The sequence below is a fragment of the Vibrio chagasii genome (assembly GCF_002954585.1).
In the GTDB taxonomy this organism is placed as follows: domain Bacteria; phylum Pseudomonadota; class Gammaproteobacteria; order Enterobacterales; family Vibrionaceae; genus Vibrio; species Vibrio chagasii_A.
On record NZ_MSCI01000003.1, the window covers coordinates 174,537 to 192,451 of the forward strand.

Consider the following 17,915-nt stretch of genomic DNA (forward strand, 5'->3'; position numbering starts at 1 on the left):
CTTCGTTAGCGCTTATAGCTTTAGTTATTATTTAGCGAGCGAAGGGTCAATAGTAGGGCGGTAATACTGCGAGCTTCACAGAAGTCGAGATGCGTTAATAGCTCTTCGGCTTGAGCAAGCGGCCAGCGCACAATGTCCAGTGGTTCAGGTTCATCACCTTCTAGCTTCTCTGGGTAGAGGTCTTCTGCGATAAACAGAGTCATCTTGCTAGAAAAATAAGAGGGAGCGAGAATCACTTCCTTGAGTGGAGTGAGTTTGTTAGCACCAAAGCCAATCTCTTCTTTGAGTTCACGAACCGCAGCGTCATTTGGCTGTTCACCTGGATCAATCAGCCCTTTTGGAAAGCCGAGTTCGTAGCGTTCAGTTCCCGCTGCATATTCACGGACTAATAGAATATCGCCTTGCTCAGTAATCGGAACCATCATCACTGCGTTGCGCCCGCTAGGCTTCATGCGTTCGTAAGTGCGCTCTTCACCGTTTGAAAAGCGTAAGTCGAGAGACTCGATAGAGAATAGTCTTGATTGAGCGACAGTTTGTTTAGCCAAAATCTCTGGCTTGGTCCTTTTTGTCATTGCGCTCGCTCCTTAGCTCATTGGAATTCTTTCTTATAAAGTCATTCTAATATAGGGGAAATGACCTTGAGTTCCTAGATCCGAGTTTTCATATCCGAAAATTATTGAAGCAGGAATCGATTACGATCACTTGAATACCTTACTCAAGATGGTAACGAGGTGAAATTTTACGGGATAACAAAGGAGTATAGAGAGAATTAGATAGTCCTAACTTGCTTATCCATATAACAAAAAAGGCTGACGCTTGCGCATCAACCTTTCAAATAGCGATTAACTCTAAATTAGAGATTAGTAGTAAGAGTGCTCACCACGATCGTGCTCAGTTGCATCACGAACAGCAGTCAGTTCACCTTCGAACTGTTGAAGAAGTTCTTTTTCGATACCTTCTTTCAGCGTTACATCAACCATAGAACAACCGTTACAACCACCACCGAATGCTACGATAGCTGCGCCATCTTCAGTGATTTCTACCAAGCTAACGTGACCGCCGTGACCAGCAAGTTGTGGGTTAACTTGTGTTTGAATTGCGTATTCAACACGTTCTAGAAGCGGTGCATCGTCTGCTACTTTACGCATCTTAGCGTTTGGTGCTTTAAGCGTTAGCTGAGAGCCCATTTTGTCAGTAACGAAGTCAATTTCAGCTTCGTCTAGGAACGGTAGGCTTAGCTCATCTACGTATGCAGAGAAGGCTTCAAATTTAAGTTCTGTGTCAGACGCTTCAATAGCATCTGTTGGGCAGTAAGAAACACCACACTCTGCGTTTTGTGTACCCGGGTTTACCACGAACACACGAATGTTTGTACCTTCAGGCTGCTGTGACAGCAGATTGGCAAAATGAGTTTGAGCTGTTTCTGTGATAGTAATATTTGACACGACGAATACCTGAGTAAATTTGTAGGCTATTAGCGCCATTCTACTCCTGTCAGATTTGTAATTCAGCCCTTTTTTGTTGGATTGCTGTACAAGTAGCGACTCACGCCAGTTATCCAGAGGGCTCAGGAGTGCGGCAGATGCAGTAAATATCAATCCTTTTCACCCCTACTTCAAGTAATAATTGGCATAATTGATACACAGTACTGCCTGTGGTTACAACATCATCAATTATCGCGACATGCGAGTAATCGATCGCTGAAAAATGGGTGTTTCTGATCGCGAATGCCCCTCTCAAATTACTTTTTCTTGCTGATTTAGTGAGTCCTTGCTGCGAAGCGGTTGAGCGAATGCGCTTGAACAAAACGGCATGGCCTATTTTGAGTTCTTGAGCGGTGTAACGCGCCAGTAGCTGACTCTGATTAAAACCGCGATGAAAGTATCGACGCCAATGCAAGGGAACACTGGTGATGAGAGGTGCTGGTTCTTCGATGCGTGACGCGAGCAAGGTCGACAAATCTCGGGCAAACCAGAATTTATCGGCATACTTCATCTGTTGGATATAGCCAGCGGTTGGAAAGGTGTAATCACCGACACAATAGAGCCGATGCCAAGGTGGCGGGTTAGCTAAGCATTCACCGCATTGTTCGACGGCTGTGACCGTTTTCAATCCGCACCTTTTACAGCGAGGCACGAGCTCGAACAGTTTTAGGCAGCTGTTACACCATCGAGGGTGATGATCATTAGGCTGTTTATCTAGCTTGCAGAGGTGACATTGAGGTGTGACCAGACGTGGTGTGTGTTTTTGTAGCCAATCGGATAACATAGCTCGCGATGCTTTTGGGTTATGGTGTTCCTTTTGCTCACCATACTGAAAAGTGCAGGTTATCGCTGATGGAAAAAGTAGGGAATTTGAGAATGAGTGACGCGTTATATTGGCATGTTTCAGGGCAGGGCCCCGATTTGGTGTTGGTTCACGGTTGGGGAATGAACGGTGCTGTATGGCAGCAAACCGTTAGTGCGTTAGAGGCTGATTTCCGAGTTCACGTTGTTGATTTGCCTGGTTACGGTCATAGCTCTCATTGCCACGCTCAAGATCTTGAAGAGATAGCCCAGCAACTGTTGGCTGAAGCACCTAAGCAAGCGATTTGGGTCGGTTGGTCACTTGGTGGCTTGGTGGCGACGCACATGGCTCTTCATTACCCCGATTATGTAAGCAAGCTGGTGACGGTTGCTAGTTCACCGAAATTCGCAGCCACGAAAGAGCCGGTGCTATGGCGCGGTATCCAACCCAAGGTATTAACCGCATTCACCGAACAACTGGTTGAAGATTTCCAAACCACCATCGAACGTTTTATGGCGCTGCAAGCCATGGGCAGCCCTTCGGCAAGGCAAGACGTAAAACAGCTCAAGCAAGCGGTGCTGTCCCGTCCATTACCAAATCCTGATTCCTTATTGGCAGGACTAAAGATGTTGTCTGATGTCGATTTAAGAGAGCAATTACCGGAGATTTCCGTTCCTATGCTGCGCTTGTATGGTCGATTAGACGGGCTGGTACCAATTAAGGTAGCCAAAGATCTGGGCAATGCACTGCCTCACACCGAGCAGTACATCTTCACTCAATCCTCACATGCACCGTTTATGACGGAAGCCGATGCCTTCTGCAGTGAGCTAGTCAGTTTCGCACAAAAATAATTGCTAAATTTATCACCATCTTGGTCGATATATAATCTAACCAATGCACTGCATGATACTCAGACATCTCTCTCTCACCTGAGCAGAGTGCAGTACTTTGGCCACACCTGTTGTGCTAACTCAGTACAAGAGTGTTATGGCAGCAGCGATGGGCGATTCTTGAGGAGAGTTCGCGATGATTGTGTCACCTGCAACTGCAGTGAGTGTGCCACTAATCGCCCCGTCCGTTAATGTGCAAACAGAGCAGGTTGCGCGTGATAATAAAGTCCGAGAACCTGTTGCTCCCGCAGTAGCATTGGCGAGAACCAATGCAGAGCGCAAGGTAAAGTCGGACGATAAACGAAGGCAGCAGTCGGCTTGGGACCCTTCAGACCATCCAGGTTATGAAATGGAGAACGAGTCAGAGGCTAATTCGGTTAGCCAAGAAGAGTCACAAGATCCTTTTGATAGACTGTTCAGCTTGTTGGCGCTGAGAACATACAGTGCCGACCAAGGAAAAGGCTATACTATGCGTTTCCGCCTGCCAAAGCATGTTTTAGATGCGGCGATTCAGGAGGGACAGATGGAGAAACGACGTAAGGTCATAAAGTATCATTATGGTCATGCTGTTGCGCCTCATGCTCCATCAGAGATGCTGGTCGTGTTGTAAGTCGAAAACTTATGACCCCATCAAGCTTCGATGTCTTTTTTGAATAAATAATAAAAAACCTGCATACCCTAAGGGATGCAGGTTTTTCTGTTTTAGGTGAATCTGTTTTTCAAATGCGCTATTGGATTACTTTTTCGCTTTAGCAAAAGCAGCGGCAAATGCTCCACCCATCGCGCCATTTTGTTGTGGCTCCTCACGACGGCGTTGGCCACCTTGCGAGTGTTGATTCGGGCGGCTTTGCGTGCGAGGAGCGCTTGAACGTTGAGCTCGGTTGTCTTGTCCCGGCTCATCTTTCATACGCATGCTGAGTGCAATACGCTTACGCTGAACATCCACTTCCATCACTTTCACTTTCACGATGTCACCCGCTTTGACCACTTCACGTGGGTCAGAGACAAAGCGATCGGTAAGCGCTGAAATGTGTACTAAACCATCTTGGTGAACGCCAATATCGACGAAGGCACCGAAGTTAGCCACGTTTGATACCACGCCTTCTAGAATCATGCCTGGCTCTAAGTCTGAAACGCTGTTTACGCCGTCGGCGAAGGTAGCGGTCTTGAATTCTGGGCGAGGGTCACGGCCCGGCTTATCCAGTTCTTTGATGATGTCTGTCACTGTCGGTACACCAAAGTTTTCATTGGTGTAATCAATCGCATGCAAGCCACGTAGGAAGTCTGTGTTACCTACCAGAGACTTGATGTCTCTCTGGTTTTTCTCAGCGATGTTCTTCACCACTGGGTAAGCTTCTGGGTGCACCGATGATGCATCTAGCGGGTTCTTACCGTCCATGATACGCAGGAAGCCAGCACACTGTTCAAAGGCTTTTGGCCCCAAACGAGCGACTTTTTTCAGTGTCGTACGCGCTTCGAAGCGACCATTTTCATCACGGTAGTCGACGATGTTCTGAGCGATCGCGCTAGAGAGACCAGCGACACGAGTCAGTAGTGCAGCAGAAGCCGTATTCACATCAACGCCCACCGCGTTTACACAGTCTTCGACAATCGCATCTAGGCGTTTCGCAAGCATGGTTTGGCTCACATCGTGTTGGTATTGGCCCACACCGATCGATTTAGGGTCAATCTTCACAAGCTCTGCCAGAGGGTCTTGCAGACGACGCGCGATAGATACAGCACCACGCAGTGATACGTCCATGTTCGGGAACTCTTTCGCTGCTAACTCAGACGCTGAGTACACCGATGCACCGGCTTCGCTCACAATGATCTTTTGCGCTTTTAGGTTGCCACGCTTAATCACATCAGCCACAAAGCTGTCGGTTTCGCGTGAAGCGGTACCGTTACCAATCGCAATCAGGTCAACGTTAAACTGACGAACCATCTGCTCAACAACGTGTGCTGATTTGTCGTATTGCTTTTGTGGTGGGTGAGGGTAAATGGTTTCTGTCGCGAGGACCTTACCTGTTGAATCGACAACCGCGATTTTTGAACCGGTACGTAAGCCTGGATCTAGGCCTAACGTTGCACGAGGGCCAGCAGGCGCTGCCATCAGTAGGTCTTTTAGGTTAGTAGCGAATACTTCAATCGCTTCGATCTCTGCACGCTCTTTCATCGCGCCCATGAGTTCAGTTTCCATGTGCATAGAAACCTTAATACGCCATGCCCAGCTGATCACTTGCTTACGCCATGCATCTGCAGGAGCACTGCTCAGAGTAATACCGTAGTGATCACAGATGATGTTTTCACAGTAAGAACCACGAGCACCTTCTTCTCGTTCAGGATCGGCATTCATCGCCAGTGTTAGGAAGCCTTCATTTCGGCCACGTAACATCGCAAGTGCACGGTGAGACGGCACCTTGCTGAGTGTTTCGTTGTGCTCGAAGTAGTCTTTGAACTTCTCGCCTTCTTGCTCTTTACCTGTCACCACACGAGCGACTAGCTCTGAGTTGCGTGTTAGGTGTTGGCGAATTTTTTCTAGTAGGTTTGCGTCTTCTGCAATGCGTTCCATGATGATCGCACGAGCGCCATCGAGCGCGGCTTTGGTATCGGTAATGCCTTTATCGGTGCTGATGAAGTTAGCCGCTTCCGTTTCTGGATCGTGCTGTGGTTCATTCCACAGTGTGTCAGCAAGTGGTTCTAAGCCTGCTTCAATCGCGATCTGGCCTTTAGTGCGGCGCTTTGGTTTGTAAGGCAGGTATAAATCTTCTAGACGAGTCTTGCTGTCGGCTTGAGTGATATCACGCTCTAGCTCCGGCGTGAGCTTACCTTGGTCTTGAATCGACTTAAGAATCGTTTGACGACGATCATCAAGTTCACGAAGGTAAGAAAGGCGACTATCAAGGTTACGTAATTGGGTATCGTCTAAGCCTCCCGTAACCTCTTTACGGTAGCGGGCAATAAAGGGAACGGTATTACCGTCGTCAATTAGGGTTACTGCGGCGGTGACTTGCTCAGAACGAACATTCAGTTCTTCAGCGATCAGTCGACAGATAGCTTGGCTCATCCGATGAATCTCTTATTTAATATCGTGACAAATACATGGGGGTGAGCGTACGCTTTTTCTAGCTTTGACTGTGTAATTATCCTGTCAGAAGTCGAATTTCCGTTTGTGATACCCGCTTTGTGCGAGATCTCTTACAAGTGATGTGAGACTAAGTCACTTTAAACTCAGAAAATTGTCCCAATAAAATCATAAGCTAATGATTTTATTGGTTTTGATGTTTTGGGGCGAATTTCCCACAGTAAATGTTTTTTAGGACTATCTAGGAAACACGGCCATTTCCCGTAATATTTAACTTGTCGACAGGGAGTTGGCAGGAACAGGAAAAAGCCTAATGGACTAGGTATCTTCAGGATGAAGATTTGATTACTTAGGATGAGTGGTCAGCAAGGAAGTGATAATCTCTGGATGAGATTCGCCAGTCAGGACGACAGGCTAGAATGGACACCGCTAGGATGGCGATGAACAAAAAAGGAAATTGGTTAAAGGATTTAGCCACTATCAAGGAAAGATGCAGGGAGCACCTTATCTCGAAGAGATAAACAGTAGCCGGATTGCTGCGATAGAGACTTAACCCCGCTAGGCGAAAGCCTTGCGGGGTTTTCTTTTATCTGCGTCAAATATCTTGGAAAGGACTTATAGTGCTCCTTCAGCATTTACGATGATAAGATGAATCCTACATACTGAATTCACTTTGATATACCTCGTTCTCTTGCTCACTTACTATTGTATCAAGGCCCTCTCGTATAGCGTCTCTCGCGATTTATCATACTGTTGGTGATAGTGTGGTGACGAGTCAAATCGAATGTATGATTAAAAAGTGCTGATAGGCTTGAACATTATGTAAAGCAGGCTTTATTATCATGCTTTCCGCTTGTTATCTCTGATAAACAAAACGTTACTAACGCCTTTAATGCATTTATGAATACTCAAGGTTATTGAATTGAAGACGAAACTAATCACTCGAGAAGGTTACAACAAGCTTAAAGCTGAGCATGATCATTTATGGCACGAGAAACGTCCTGAGATTACTAAGATCGTGACTTGGGCTGCGAGCCTAGGGGACCGCTCTGAAAATGCAGATTACACATTTAATAAGCGCTTGCTTCGTCAGATCGATCGCCGTGTGCGCTTTCTACGCAAGTTCTTGCCTGATGTCACTATTGTCGACTATTCACCACAACAGGAAGGGAAAGTGTTTTTTGGGGCTTGGGTCGAAATTGAAAATGAAGAGGGTGATGTTAAAACCTTCCGCATTGTTGGACCTGAAGAGATTTACGGTGATGCTAAAGGTTACATTTCGATTGATTCTCCTATGGCACGTGCGTTACTCAAAAAAGAAGTGGATGATGAGTTTGTTGTTCGTACTCCGGATGGGGATAAAGAGTGGTTTATAAATTCCATCTCATACGATAAACCTTAATTTGAATTTCTATTTTTATGGACTGAGCGTCATTTTTATGTCGTGGGATAAAAGGCATTGCAAAAAATAAAATTTTTTATCATTCTTTTTTAAGAACTAAAAACCCTTATGGAGAAAGGCTTGTACGTCAAAATCGATGATTTTTGGCTAAATAAAAAAACAGTTATTTTTATCAAATGAAAATATATCTTTACAATGAACCGATAATGACTAACAATGGCTTCGCTCTGTTGTTCAGAGTTATTAAATGAAACATCCAGTTGTAAAAGTCAAGCCCTCAGAATTCCTTCGTTATTGTTGTTGTCCTCAGTGTTTCCCTTAGCTTCATAGATACATTAAATAATTCAAGCTTTCAGCGCATCGCACTATTCTTGCGATTAATTTTTATTTTATATAAGGGACACAACATGTCTAATAAAACAAACGGCGTAGTAAAATGGTTTAACGAAGAGAAAGGTTTTGGTTTTCTAACTCAAGACAACGGCGGTGCTGACGTATTCGTTCACTTCCGTGCAATTGCTTCTGAAGGTTTCAAGACTCTTAGAGAAGGCCAGCAAGTGTCTTTCGAAGTAGAGCAAGGCCAAAAAGGTCTTCAAGCTGCAAACGTTGTAGCTGCATAAGATTTAAGTAGGCGCAAGTAGTCGATGACTGCTTGCGTCACTTCCCTCGTAACAAAAATTATATTTATATCACCTCGCGAAAATATTCAACATTCCTCTCATACTCTTTGTATTTGTCGTTACGTTTCTTATTTACTTCGTTTTTATAAATAAAATAATCATCACATACTGTAAGTAATATTTAAAATATTACAGGTTCGTTATATCTAACGAAAATAAATAAGGAATAAATATGTCTCGTTCTACCGGACGTAAGCTTTTTTGGTTTCAACAAAATAGACAAAAACAAACTTCTAATAATAAGTAGGAATAGTATGAATATTAAATTTAATCTATTTAAAGATAATCTTTCTTGGAGCGGTGTTATTCATCAGCTTAATAGTGATATTTTAAAGCGCCATGTGCTTGTCAATGGCAATGTGGGTTGTGTAGATGTCAGGTTTTCATACTGTGAAGCGACATCTACTGGCCGCATTAGTAATCAGCATGATGATACTTTGGGCGAGTTCAGTATTTTAGCCTAATACAGGGCACTTAGATGCTTTGTTTCGTTTCATGATGACTTCCCCCCATTTTTCAACCAACCGAATCTCTTTCCTCTAGCGTGCGCTACTGAATACCACACCCCCTTGTTAGCATCGTTATAAAAGTATACGTAATACAGCAAATGACCCTTAGTTAGTGTCTGCCATGGCATGCAAAGATTTGCTGATTGTTTACTTAAGCATGTTTGATTATTCTTATAGATTAATGATTTAACTTTTATCAACTTTACCTAGGTGTATAGTGTGATGAGTTACCATAAGGAAGGCAACATACGCTAACAATTCTTTTGGCGACTTTTTCTCTAAGGCTGTTACATTTTAAGTGTCTTATACCAAAATACATTTACTAGGAACGCTTAACCTTAGGTCTGAGCTTTAATTGGTGGAACCATTACATGCAAGAAAACTACAAAATTTTAGTGGTCGATGACGATGCTCGTTTACGTTCTTTGCTAGAACGCTATCTGTCGGAGCAAGGCTTTCAAGTACGTAGCGTGGCAAACAGTGAACAGATGGACCGCCTGTTAACCCGTGAAAACTTTCACTTAATGGTATTGGATCTAATGTTGCCGGGCGAAGATGGTCTATCAATCTGTCGTCGCCTAAGAAATGCAAATAACTCTTTGCCTATCTTGATGCTGACAGCAAAGGGTGATGAAGTGGATCGTATTGTTGGTTTGGAAGTTGGTGCTGATGACTATCTACCAAAACCATTCAACCCACGTGAACTGCTTGCTCGTATCAAAGCAGTATTACGTCGCCAAGTAATTGAAGCGCCAGGTGCCCCAAGCACAGAAGAATCAGTGGTTGAGTTTGGTGAATTCCGTTTGAATTTGGGTACGCGTGAGATGTTCCGTGGTGAAGAGCCAATGCCGCTGACTTCAGGTGAATTTGCGGTACTTAAATCATTAGTCACCAACGCACGTGAGCCAATGTCTCGCGATAAGCTGATGAACATGGCTCGTGGTCGTGAGTATTCAGCGATGGAACGTTCTATCGACGTGCAGATTTCTCGCTTACGTCGCCTAGTGGAAGAAGACCCAAGTAAGCCTCGCTATATCCAAACAGTGTGGGGTTTAGGTTATGTCTTCGTTCCTGATGGTAAGGCGTTGTAATTTAGTATTGAAAGCCCGAAAGCCGTTTCATTGATTCTGCGATTCAGAGCTCTCTATTTGCGGGCCATCTCATTGATATGTGATGGCCCGTTTTCTATTCAGAGCGAAGGTTTATGGTTATAGTCATATAACGCTTTGTTTTTTCTCTCAACATCTTGGGTGCCCCATGCGTATACGTAGTTCCTTTACTCAGTCGATAGTACTTTTCTTAACGTTATTGGTCGCAAGCCAAATCTTTTCTTACTACGCAGTATTTAATTACGCTTTAATGCCTAGTTTGCAGCAGTTCAATAAGATACTGGCTCATGAGCTGAATTTAGTTCTAGACCAAAGAAATAATATTGAGATTGAGGCCCCAATGCGCCAGCGCGTGCTTGAGCAATTAGGGGTGACGGTACATGCTAAAGATAGCGAAGTCGCGAACGAATATTATCACGCAGTCTCGATTGACTTGATGAGTGAGGAGATGACCAAAGAGTTAGGATCTGAGACTGAAGTGCGTCTGATTCTAGCCAAAGATAGCTATGTGTTGTGGATGGATATTGCAAAACTTCCTAATTCACTGATTCGCATACCGTTATCAGAGCTTCAAGAAGAAGACTTTATGCCACTATTTCGCAATAGTCTGATCATGGCAATGTTGATCGTTGCTGGTGGATGGTTATTTATTCGTTTGCAAAATCGGCCATTGATCGCTTTAGAAAGAGCAGCGCAGGAGGTTGGGCGTGGTGAAATTCCACCGCCATTAACGGTGCGAGGAACAAAGGAAATTCGTTCAGTGACTCGGACTTTTAATCAAATGTCTAAGGATATCCAAGAGTTAGAAGAAGATAGAACGTTGTTGATGGCAGGGGTGAGTCATGATTTACGTACCCCACTTACTCGTATTCGTTTAGCGACAGAAATGATGTCACCGGAAGACAGTTATTTAGCCGAAGGTATCATCAGTGATACGGAAGAATGTAACGAGATCATTAGCCAATTTATGGATTACCTAAAGCCAGTTGATCGAGAGTCATTTGAAGCGGTCGCTGTCGATGATATTGCACGCGAGGTATCAAGCTCTGAAGGTGGCTACGAGGTACAGATTGAAACTGATATTCCGGATACCATGAAGCCTGCATTAGGCAACTCGATCGCGATGAAGCGTGCCGTGAGTAACTTGGTGGTCAATGCGCTGCGTTATGGTAATGGTTGGGTGAAAGTATCAACGGGTATGACAGCGGATAACAAACTGGCTTGGGTGACAGTAGAAGATAACGGTCCGGGTATTCCACAAGACCAGATCGGCAAGCTATTTGAACCCTTCACTCGTGGCGATACGGCTCGTGGCAGTGAAGGAACAGGCTTAGGTTTGGCGATTGTGAAACGTATTGTTAGCCAACACCAAGGTGCGGTAGTGGTGAATAACCGTAGTGAAGGCGGCTTAAAAGTGCAGATCAGTTTCCCTGTTAAGCCTTAGGTCATAATGAGTTACAGGGAGGGGATTAAAATAACCTCCTAGTTCGGTCTTTTCCTTGCAGTAACATTAATGTTGGTCTTAATCTAAAAAATCCTGCATTGTAAAATATGGGGCGCCTGTAAGTGAACTACCTCACAAATGGTGTTTATTTTCTTTAGAAATGCTTATTGAGGCCAACGATGCTTGGCTTTGAATTGATATGGATGTGGGGTAAAGATCTAATCCATAAACCCCCTACTTTCGATGTAAATCGAGATATAAAAATTTTATAAGAGCGTGCATTTATATTGTTAGCATGCTAACCTTTTAATATGAAACTAGATGATAGCCTTGGTTTTTTAATCAATAAAGCCGCCGGAGAGATGAAATACGCATTTGAAAACTCTCTACGACCTTTCAATCTGACACCTGGCCAATGGTCAGTTCTGTCACGTCTAACAGAAAAGGAGGGACAAACAATAGGCGCAATTGGTAAGTCATTATATTTTGATAAGCCAACGATATCTGGAATCATAAAACGTCTGGAGAATAAAGGTCTAATCGTTAAACGACGTCAGTCTGAGGATCAAAGAATCATAACGATCTATTTAACGAGTGCAGCAAAAGACTTGATGATTGAGCTTCCCAACTTGGCCATGGCCGTGAACACAAAAGCACTCAAGAACTTTGATGCAGAAGAGACAAAGATCCTGAAAATGTATTTAAAAAGAATCCTAGATAATATGGATTAAATTTTACCTATTTAGTTAGCGCGCTAACTATTTCGCAGAGGATAGAATGAAAAACTTAATGAAAATTGTTCATTTAATTAGTTTATGTGTGTTTTTTGGCAGCATAGTGACATATGTATTTCTTGGTTTAATCACACCAGAAACTGACATGCATGCGCTTGCTTTGAGTCGAGAGTGGGTTTTAAAAAGTACGACTTACTTAACTGTAGTGGCTATGTGTACTACAGGTTTTACTGGGTTAGTCTTAAGCGGTAAACCTAAATCTTTTTGGGTTTGGGCCAAGTTGTTTAGCTTTATGTTGATTTGTCTTAATACCTACTTCTTTGTTTACCCGGCAATTGTGACATCGACTTTGGCATTAGGTACTGATGAGTTGAAATTTCTAGAGGCTCTTGAGTATGAAGCTGTCTTTGGCGCATTCAACATTGTGCTTATTTTAATGTCTATTGTGTTCGCTGTGAGTAAACCTAAGTTATCTGTTGCAGGCATTAAAAGAGCCATGAAAGCAAATTAAGATTATTGAGTTTTGTCGATGTCCAATTGATTGAGAAGCAATTATTCGTCGGTATCACACTCTCCTAGGTACAAAAGGTGTTTTCGAGTCGGAAATGTTACATCTAAGTACTCAGTTTTGATTCTTGATCGAGCAAGAAAGATGAACATAGATTTTTAATTGAAGGCTTAGCTAAACACCTTTTGCTAACTATATTGCATAATCTTTACTGTATAAGCTGATATTCAGAACTGCTTTCACTATGAAAGTAAAAGTAGCGTAAAAAAGGCCTCCTAAATGGAAGCCTTTTTACATTGTAAGCTTGAATATCTGGGCTATTATGCCTTCGAATACACATCACGTTCACCTAGCCAGCGATTGATGATCGCCTTAGCGTTATCGGGATAGCTATCATGAATATGGCGTGCGATACGTTGCACTTCAGGGATTAAACGTTGGTCTCGTACTAAGTCGGCAATCTTGAAATCAGCCAAGCCTGTTTGTTTAGTACCAAGCAGTTCACCAGGGCCGCGGATCTCTAGGTCTCGCTGAGCAATCACAAAGCCATCGTTACTTTCACGCAGCACCCCTAAGCGCTTCTGAGCGGTTTTTGATAGTGGAGAGTGATACAGTAGTACACAGTGGCTGGCGACCGAACCACGGCCTACACGACCGCGCAGTTGGTGTAGTTGCGCTAGGCCAAGACGTTCTGGGTTCTCGATGATCATTAAGCTCGAATTCGGTACGTCCACACCCACTTCAATCACGGTTGTGGCAACCAGTAAGTGCAGCTTGTTCTCTTTGAAATCTTGCATCACAGCCTGTTTTTCGGCAGGTTTCATTCGGCCGTGTACTAAGCCAATTTTCACATCAGGCAGTTTGCGTTGCAGCTCTTCCGCGGTGTCTGCAGCAGCTTGCGCTTCCAATACCTCAGACTCATCAATCAGAGTACACACCCAATAGGCTTGTTTGCCTTCGTTAAGGCAGGCATTACGCACTCGTTCAACAATGTCCTCACGTTTGGTGTCAGGGATGGCGACGGTTTGAATAGGTGTTCGACCCGGCGGCAGCTCATCAATGATTGAGGTCTCGAGGTCAGCATAGGCCGTCATTGCTAGTGTTCGTGGAATGGGCGTTGCCGTCATCACTAATTGGTGAGGATAGTAACCTTGCTTAGCGCCTTTTTCACGCAGCTCTAATCGCTGGTGGACACCGAATCGGTGTTGCTCATCAATGATGACTAAGCCAAGGTTTTTGAATTCGACGTGTTCTTGGAAGAGAGCATGAGTACCGACCACCATCTGTGCTTCACCACTGCCAATGCGCGTAAGCTCAGTCTCACGAGCTTTACCTTTGAGTTTGCCCGCCAGCCAACCGACTTGAATGCCCATGGCTTCAAACCAATTGGCGAAGTTGATTGCGTGCTGTTCTGCTAATAGTTCGGTTGGTGCCATCAAAGCGACTTGCTGACCATGTTCCAGTGCGCGAACCGCCGCTAGCGCAGCAACCAAGGTTTTACCTGAACCTACATCGCCTTGTACTAAGCGCATCATTGGGTGCGGCTTTTCTAAGTCAGTTTCAATTTCTTGGGTTACGCGTGCTTGAGCATTGGTTGGCGAGAATGGTAGCTGATCCAGTAGTTTATCTTTGAGTGTATTCACCGGAGGAAGCGGCATCGCTTTATCTTGCTGTCCTTTACTGCGAACAGACAGCATCGACAGGTTTTGAGCCAGTAATTCTTCCATAATCAAACGCAGCTGGGCTGGGTGTTTACCTTCATCAAATAACTCGAGGTCGATACCCGGAGGTGGTCTGTGAATGGTATGCAGTGCTTGTGCGAGAGTAATTTGGTGGTCGTACAAACCAGATGGTAGTAGCTCATTGACGGCTGCTTTGTCGATCAGTTCTAATGCTTGGTCGGTCAGGTTACGCAGTGTGACTTGTCTCAGTCCTTCAGTGGTTGGGTACACCGGAGTTAGGTTCGCTTCCACGTCTGGTTGCTGTCTTGGAGCAAAGAATTTGTAATCCGGATGGACGATCTCAAGTCCCATATTACCACGCTTGATTTCACCATAAGCATGAACTTGCTTGCCCTCGGCAAAGTTGTTCTTCATACCAGCGGTGAAGTTGAAAAAGCGCAGTGTAATAGTGCCATTACCGTCGCTGATCTTTACCGCCAACATCTTACGTTTACCGAAAATGGTATCCACGCTCATCACCTTGCCTTGGACTGCGGCCCAGATTCCCGCGTACAGCTTGATGATCGGATAGATACGTGTTCTATCTTCATAGCGCAAAGGTAGATGAAACAGCAGGTCTTGCACGTTGTTAAGTCCAACCTTTTCCAGTTTCTCTGCGACTTTAGCGCCGACTCCAGATAAAGAGTTGAGAGGGATAGCAGATAAAAGCTGTGACATAACAAGGCTCATAAACGTAAGAGTGATAATCTATTCAAGCATTTTACTGGATTTTTGTACAGGATAAAGCTTAGAAGCAGATACGGGATGCGAAGGGATAAGAGCAGATGCGAGATACGGGTAAACGAGATTCGAAAAGATTAAGAGCAGATATCGGGTGTGAGTGAACGGGATATGGAAAGATTAAAGCAATACATAAAATTACAGCAGATTCGAGATACGCAAAGATTAAAAGCAGATGTGGAGCCAAGATGGTGAGTCACGAAGTCTTTAGCTCTTCGCATCTCGCCATCTCGAATCCCTCATCTGCTCTTGGATCAGTTCTTACGGCGTCTTACTTTGAGCGCGTGTGGCATCACACGCAGCTTCTTCATAATGCTCGCAAGGTGAACACGATCTTTGGTAGTCAGCAAGATTGTCACTGTGTACAAGCGTCCATCACGTTCTTCGGTTGAAATACCGTGAATGTTTGAGCCTGTTTTCGAGATAACGTTAGTTAACTCAGCCAGTGCACCTTGGTGGTTCTGAAGATCAACCTGTAGTTCAGCTGTGAACTCTTGGTCGTAATCGTCAGACCATTCCACCGCCATGTACTTGTCTGGTTCTTTTTGGTAGCCACGAACGTTTGGACACGTTTCACGGTGAACCACAAGACCACGACCTGGAGACACATGGGCAATGATATGATCGTCTGGAATCGGGTGACAACAGTTGGCGAATGTTAGTAGTAGGCCTTCAGCACCACGGATTGGAAGTTTCTTCCTAGGCGTGTCGCTGTTGCTTTCCACTTCAGTCAGCTCGTCAGCATCACCTAGCAGGCGACGAGCAATCACGATACTCATCAGCTCACCAAGACCAATTGACGCTAGCAAGTCTTCAATGTTGTCGAGACGAAGATCAGACAATACATGTTCAACGTTCTCTTGGCCGATATCACCAATCGAGTGTTCGCCAAGTGCGTGGTTCAGTAGACGACGACCTAGGGTTATCGATTCTTCACGACGCATGGTTTTCAGAACCTGACGGATCTTAGTACGCGCGCGTGATGTCACCACGTAGTTGAGCCATGCTGCATTCGGACGTGCGCCCGGAGCACTGATGATCTCAATGGTTTGACCGTTCTTCAGCGATTTGCTGAGTGGATAAGGGTTCATGTCTACACGAGCACCTACACACATGTTGCCGACATCGGTATGTACCGCGTAAGCAAAGTCGACCGCTGTTGCGCCTGCAGGAAGTTCGACAATGCGACCCTTCGGCGTGAACACGAAGATCTCATCTGGGAACAGATCAGACTTAACGTTTTCAATGAATTCGAATGAGTTACCTGCGCTTTGTTGTAGCTCAAGTAAGCTCTGCATCCAACGTTGTGCTTTAACCTGTGCGGTAGTGCCATTACTGCTGCGTGAGCCATTGCCTTTGTATGACCAGTGCGCCGCGACACCTTTATCTGCCATTTGATCCATATCTTCAGTACGGATCTGAACTTCAACTGGTACCCCGTGAGGGCCGATCATCGATGTATGCAGAGATTGGTAGCCATTGGCTTTTGGTACCGCGATGTAATCTTTCATGCGGCCAGGACGAGGCTTGTACAGGCTGTGTGCCTGACCCAATGCGCGATAACAAGTATCTGGGGTATCAACCACCACGCGGAAAGCGTAGATGTCCATAATGGTGTGGAAGCGCTGCTCTTTAGTTTTCATCTTGCTATAGATGGAGAACAGGTTCTTTTCACGACCAAGTACGCGAGCAGGTAAACCGACTTCTTCAAGGCGGCCTTCGATTTCGCTATGGATACGTTGAATCATCTCCTTACGGTTACCACGCGCAGCTTTCACTACGTTTTTCAGTACGCGATAACGGTTAGGGTAGAGGGCTTCGAAGCCCAGCTCTTCTAGTTCGGTCTTGATGTTATGAATACCAAGACGGTGAGCTAGTGGAGAATAGATTTCTAGGGTTTCACGAGCAATACGACGCTTTTTGTCAGGACGAAGTGCCCCAAGCGTACGCATGTTGTGAGTACGGTCAGCTAATTTGATCAAGATAACGCGGATGTCTTGCACCATTGCGAGAACCATCTTACGGAAGTTCTCTGCTTGCGCTTCTTTGCGATCACGAAATTTAAGCTTATCCAGCTTAGATACACCATCTACCAATTCAGCAACGGTATTGCCAAATTTTTCCTCTAGATCTTCTTTAGTGACATCACAGTCTTCAATCACATCATGAAGTAGAGCAGCTTGTAGGGTTTCGATATCCAGACGCATTTCTGCCAGGATTCTTGAAACAGCTACAGGGTGGATAATGTATGGTTCACCGCTTGAGCGGGTTTGCCCTTCATGGGCGTCTCTCGCTACCACATAAGATTGACGCAGAGCCTCAATTTGAGGCTCTGTTAGGTATTCTTGGGCAACGTCTTTGAGGCTATCGAATAGATACAAATTAAAGGCCCGGAAGGTTAATTAGTTCGAATGACGTTCTTAACGAGAGTGAGCGATGCTGCTTACTGCTGCAAGTTCAGCCGCTTCTTGCTCTTGTTGCTCTTGACGTTCACGAGCATCTAGTACGTCTTTAGTGATAAGACCTTCTTCGATTTCGCGAAGAGCGATAACCGTTGGCTTATCGTTTTCTTCAGGCACTAGTGAATCTTTACCGCCAGTTTGCATTTGACGTGCGCGGCGAGCCGCAATAAGAACTAGGTCGAAACGGTTGCCAACTTTTTCAACAGCGTCTTGAACAGTTACGCGTGCCATGAGGACTCCAAATAGTAATTAACTAATAAATTTTTGATGACGAGAAAGTATACAAGTTTAACTAGAGACTTTCTAGATCACCGTATACTTATCTCAATGGAAAATCTAGCCTT

At 44.8% G+C, this 17,915-nt stretch carries 16 protein-coding genes; 9 read left to right on the forward strand and 7 right to left on the reverse strand.

Annotated elements, in window-relative coordinates; all coding sequences use genetic code 11:
• Positions 1-20: 20 nt before the first annotated feature.
• The 3 genes from nudE to BTO10_RS20705 all read right to left on the reverse strand — a co-directional run bounded on the left by nudE (position 21) and on the right by BTO10_RS20705 (position 2,268).
• Positions 21-572, reverse strand: a complete 552-nt coding sequence (gene nudE, locus BTO10_RS20695) for an ADP compounds hydrolase NudE (RefSeq protein WP_004741450.1) — start codon at positions 570-572, stop codon at positions 21-23.
• A 288-nt stretch (positions 573-860) separates the two neighbouring features.
• Positions 861-1,445 (reverse strand): Fe-S biogenesis protein NfuA, encoded by a 585-nt coding sequence (gene nfuA / locus BTO10_RS20700; RefSeq protein WP_004741449.1) that lies wholly within the window; start codon positions 1,443-1,445, stop codon positions 861-863.
• A 109-nt stretch (positions 1,446-1,554) separates the two neighbouring features.
• Entirely contained in the window at positions 1,555-2,268 is a 714-nt protein-coding gene (locus BTO10_RS20705) for a ComF family protein (protein ID WP_181144010.1), read from the reverse strand.
• A gap of 92 nt (positions 2,269-2,360) precedes the next feature.
• On the opposite strand from BTO10_RS20705, the gene bioH reads away from it, so the two are divergent.
• Together bioH and BTO10_RS20715 are read left to right on the forward strand one after the other, a co-directional pair.
• Positions 2,361-3,137 (forward strand): pimeloyl-ACP methyl ester esterase BioH, encoded by a 777-nt coding sequence (gene bioH / locus BTO10_RS20710; RefSeq protein ID WP_004741447.1) that lies wholly within the window; start codon positions 2,361-2,363, stop codon positions 3,135-3,137.
• A gap of 175 nt (positions 3,138-3,312) precedes the next feature.
• Positions 3,313-3,786 (forward strand): hypothetical protein, encoded by a 474-nt coding sequence (locus BTO10_RS20715; protein ID WP_004741446.1) that lies wholly within the window; start codon positions 3,313-3,315, stop codon positions 3,784-3,786.
• 126 nt (positions 3,787-3,912) lie between these two features.
• Here BTO10_RS20715 and BTO10_RS20720 read toward each other — a convergent pair whose 3' ends face one another.
• Positions 3,913-6,243 (reverse strand): Tex family protein, encoded by a 2,331-nt coding sequence (locus tag BTO10_RS20720; protein WP_105025690.1) that lies wholly within the window; start codon positions 6,241-6,243, stop codon positions 3,913-3,915.
• Positions 6,244-7,183: 940 nt separating this feature from the next.
• Here BTO10_RS20720 and greB point away from each other — a divergent pair.
• The 7 genes from greB to BTO10_RS20755 all read left to right on the forward strand — a co-directional run bounded on the left by greB (position 7,184) and on the right by BTO10_RS20755 (position 12,650).
• Positions 7,184-7,663, forward strand: coding sequence for a transcription elongation factor GreB (greB, locus tag BTO10_RS20725; RefSeq protein ID WP_063525469.1), 480 nt, complete (start codon positions 7,184-7,186; stop codon positions 7,661-7,663).
• A 407-nt stretch (positions 7,664-8,070) separates the two neighbouring features.
• Positions 8,071-8,283 (forward strand): transcription antiterminator/RNA stability regulator CspE, encoded by a 213-nt coding sequence (cspE, locus tag BTO10_RS20730; protein WP_063525470.1) that lies wholly within the window; start codon positions 8,071-8,073, stop codon positions 8,281-8,283.
• 314 nt (positions 8,284-8,597) lie between these two features.
• A complete protein-coding gene (locus BTO10_RS20735; protein WP_063525471.1) occupies positions 8,598-8,807 on the forward strand; it encodes a hypothetical protein in 210 nt (69 codons plus the stop codon).
• A gap of 416 nt (positions 8,808-9,223) precedes the next feature.
• Positions 9,224-9,943, forward strand: coding sequence for an osmolarity response regulator transcription factor OmpR (gene ompR, locus BTO10_RS20740; protein ID WP_063525472.1), 720 nt, complete (start codon positions 9,224-9,226; stop codon positions 9,941-9,943).
• A 166-nt stretch (positions 9,944-10,109) separates the two neighbouring features.
• Positions 10,110-11,405, forward strand: a complete 1,296-nt coding sequence (gene envZ / locus BTO10_RS20745; protein ID WP_105025691.1) for a two-component system sensor histidine kinase EnvZ — start codon at positions 10,110-10,112, stop codon at positions 11,403-11,405.
• A 311-nt stretch (positions 11,406-11,716) separates the two neighbouring features.
• Positions 11,717-12,136 carry a MarR family winged helix-turn-helix transcriptional regulator gene (locus BTO10_RS20750; RefSeq protein WP_008218405.1) on the forward strand — a complete coding sequence of 140 codons (420 nt, stop codon included), beginning with the start codon at positions 11,717-11,719 and terminating at the stop codon, positions 12,134-12,136.
• A 46-nt stretch (positions 12,137-12,182) separates the two neighbouring features.
• Positions 12,183-12,650, forward strand: a complete 468-nt coding sequence (locus BTO10_RS20755) for a hypothetical protein (RefSeq protein ID WP_241210128.1) — start codon at positions 12,183-12,185, stop codon at positions 12,648-12,650.
• Between the two features lie 317 nt (positions 12,651-12,967).
• On the opposite strand, the gene recG is transcribed toward BTO10_RS20755, so the two are convergent.
• From recG to rpoZ, 3 genes are all read right to left on the reverse strand, one after another.
• The gene (gene recG / locus BTO10_RS20760) at positions 12,968-15,046 is read right to left on the reverse strand and encodes an ATP-dependent DNA helicase RecG (RefSeq protein ID WP_105025692.1); all 2,079 of its coding nucleotides are present in this window, start codon (positions 15,044-15,046) and stop codon (positions 12,968-12,970) included.
• A 317-nt stretch (positions 15,047-15,363) separates the two neighbouring features.
• Entirely contained in the window at positions 15,364-17,490 is a 2,127-nt protein-coding gene (gene spoT / locus BTO10_RS20765; RefSeq protein ID WP_105025693.1) for a bifunctional GTP diphosphokinase/guanosine-3',5'-bis pyrophosphate 3'-pyrophosphohydrolase, read from the reverse strand.
• A 39-nt stretch (positions 17,491-17,529) separates the two neighbouring features.
• A complete protein-coding gene (gene rpoZ, locus BTO10_RS20770) occupies positions 17,530-17,802 on the reverse strand; it encodes a DNA-directed RNA polymerase subunit omega (protein ID WP_004741437.1) in 273 nt (90 codons plus the stop codon).
• Positions 17,803-17,915: the final 113 nt, after the last annotated feature.

Coding starts and splice junctions, on each gene's coding strand:
- BTO10_RS20755 (WP_241210128.1), top strand. CDS start 12,183: ATGAAAAACTTAATGAAAATTGTTCATTTAATTAGTTTATGTGTGTTT.
- BTO10_RS20750 (WP_008218405.1), top strand. CDS start 11,717: ATGAAACTAGATGATAGCCTTGGTTTTTTAATCAATAAAGCCGCCGGA.
- nudE (WP_004741450.1), bottom strand. CDS start 572: ATGACAAAAAGGACCAAGCCAGAGATTTTGGCTAAACAAACTGTCGCT.
- BTO10_RS20715 (WP_004741446.1), top strand. CDS start 3,313: ATGATTGTGTCACCTGCAACTGCAGTGAGTGTGCCACTAATCGCCCCG.
- ompR (WP_063525472.1), top strand. CDS start 9,224: ATGCAAGAAAACTACAAAATTTTAGTGGTCGATGACGATGCTCGTTTA.
- envZ (WP_105025691.1), top strand. CDS start 10,110: ATGCGTATACGTAGTTCCTTTACTCAGTCGATAGTACTTTTCTTAACG.
- recG (WP_105025692.1), bottom strand. CDS start 15,046: ATGTCACAGCTTTTATCTGCTATCCCTCTCAACTCTTTATCTGGAGTC.
- BTO10_RS20735 (WP_063525471.1), top strand. CDS start 8,598: ATGAATATTAAATTTAATCTATTTAAAGATAATCTTTCTTGGAGCGGT.
- cspE (WP_063525470.1), top strand. CDS start 8,071: ATGTCTAATAAAACAAACGGCGTAGTAAAATGGTTTAACGAAGAGAAA.
- BTO10_RS20720 (WP_105025690.1), bottom strand. CDS start 6,243: ATGAGCCAAGCTATCTGTCGACTGATCGCTGAAGAACTGAATGTTCGT.
- BTO10_RS20705 (WP_181144010.1), bottom strand. CDS start 2,268: ATGTTATCCGATTGGCTACAAAAACACACACCACGTCTGGTCACACCT.
- rpoZ (WP_004741437.1), bottom strand. CDS start 17,802: ATGGCACGCGTAACTGTTCAAGACGCTGTTGAAAAAGTTGGCAACCGT.
- bioH (WP_004741447.1), top strand. CDS start 2,361: ATGAGTGACGCGTTATATTGGCATGTTTCAGGGCAGGGCCCCGATTTG.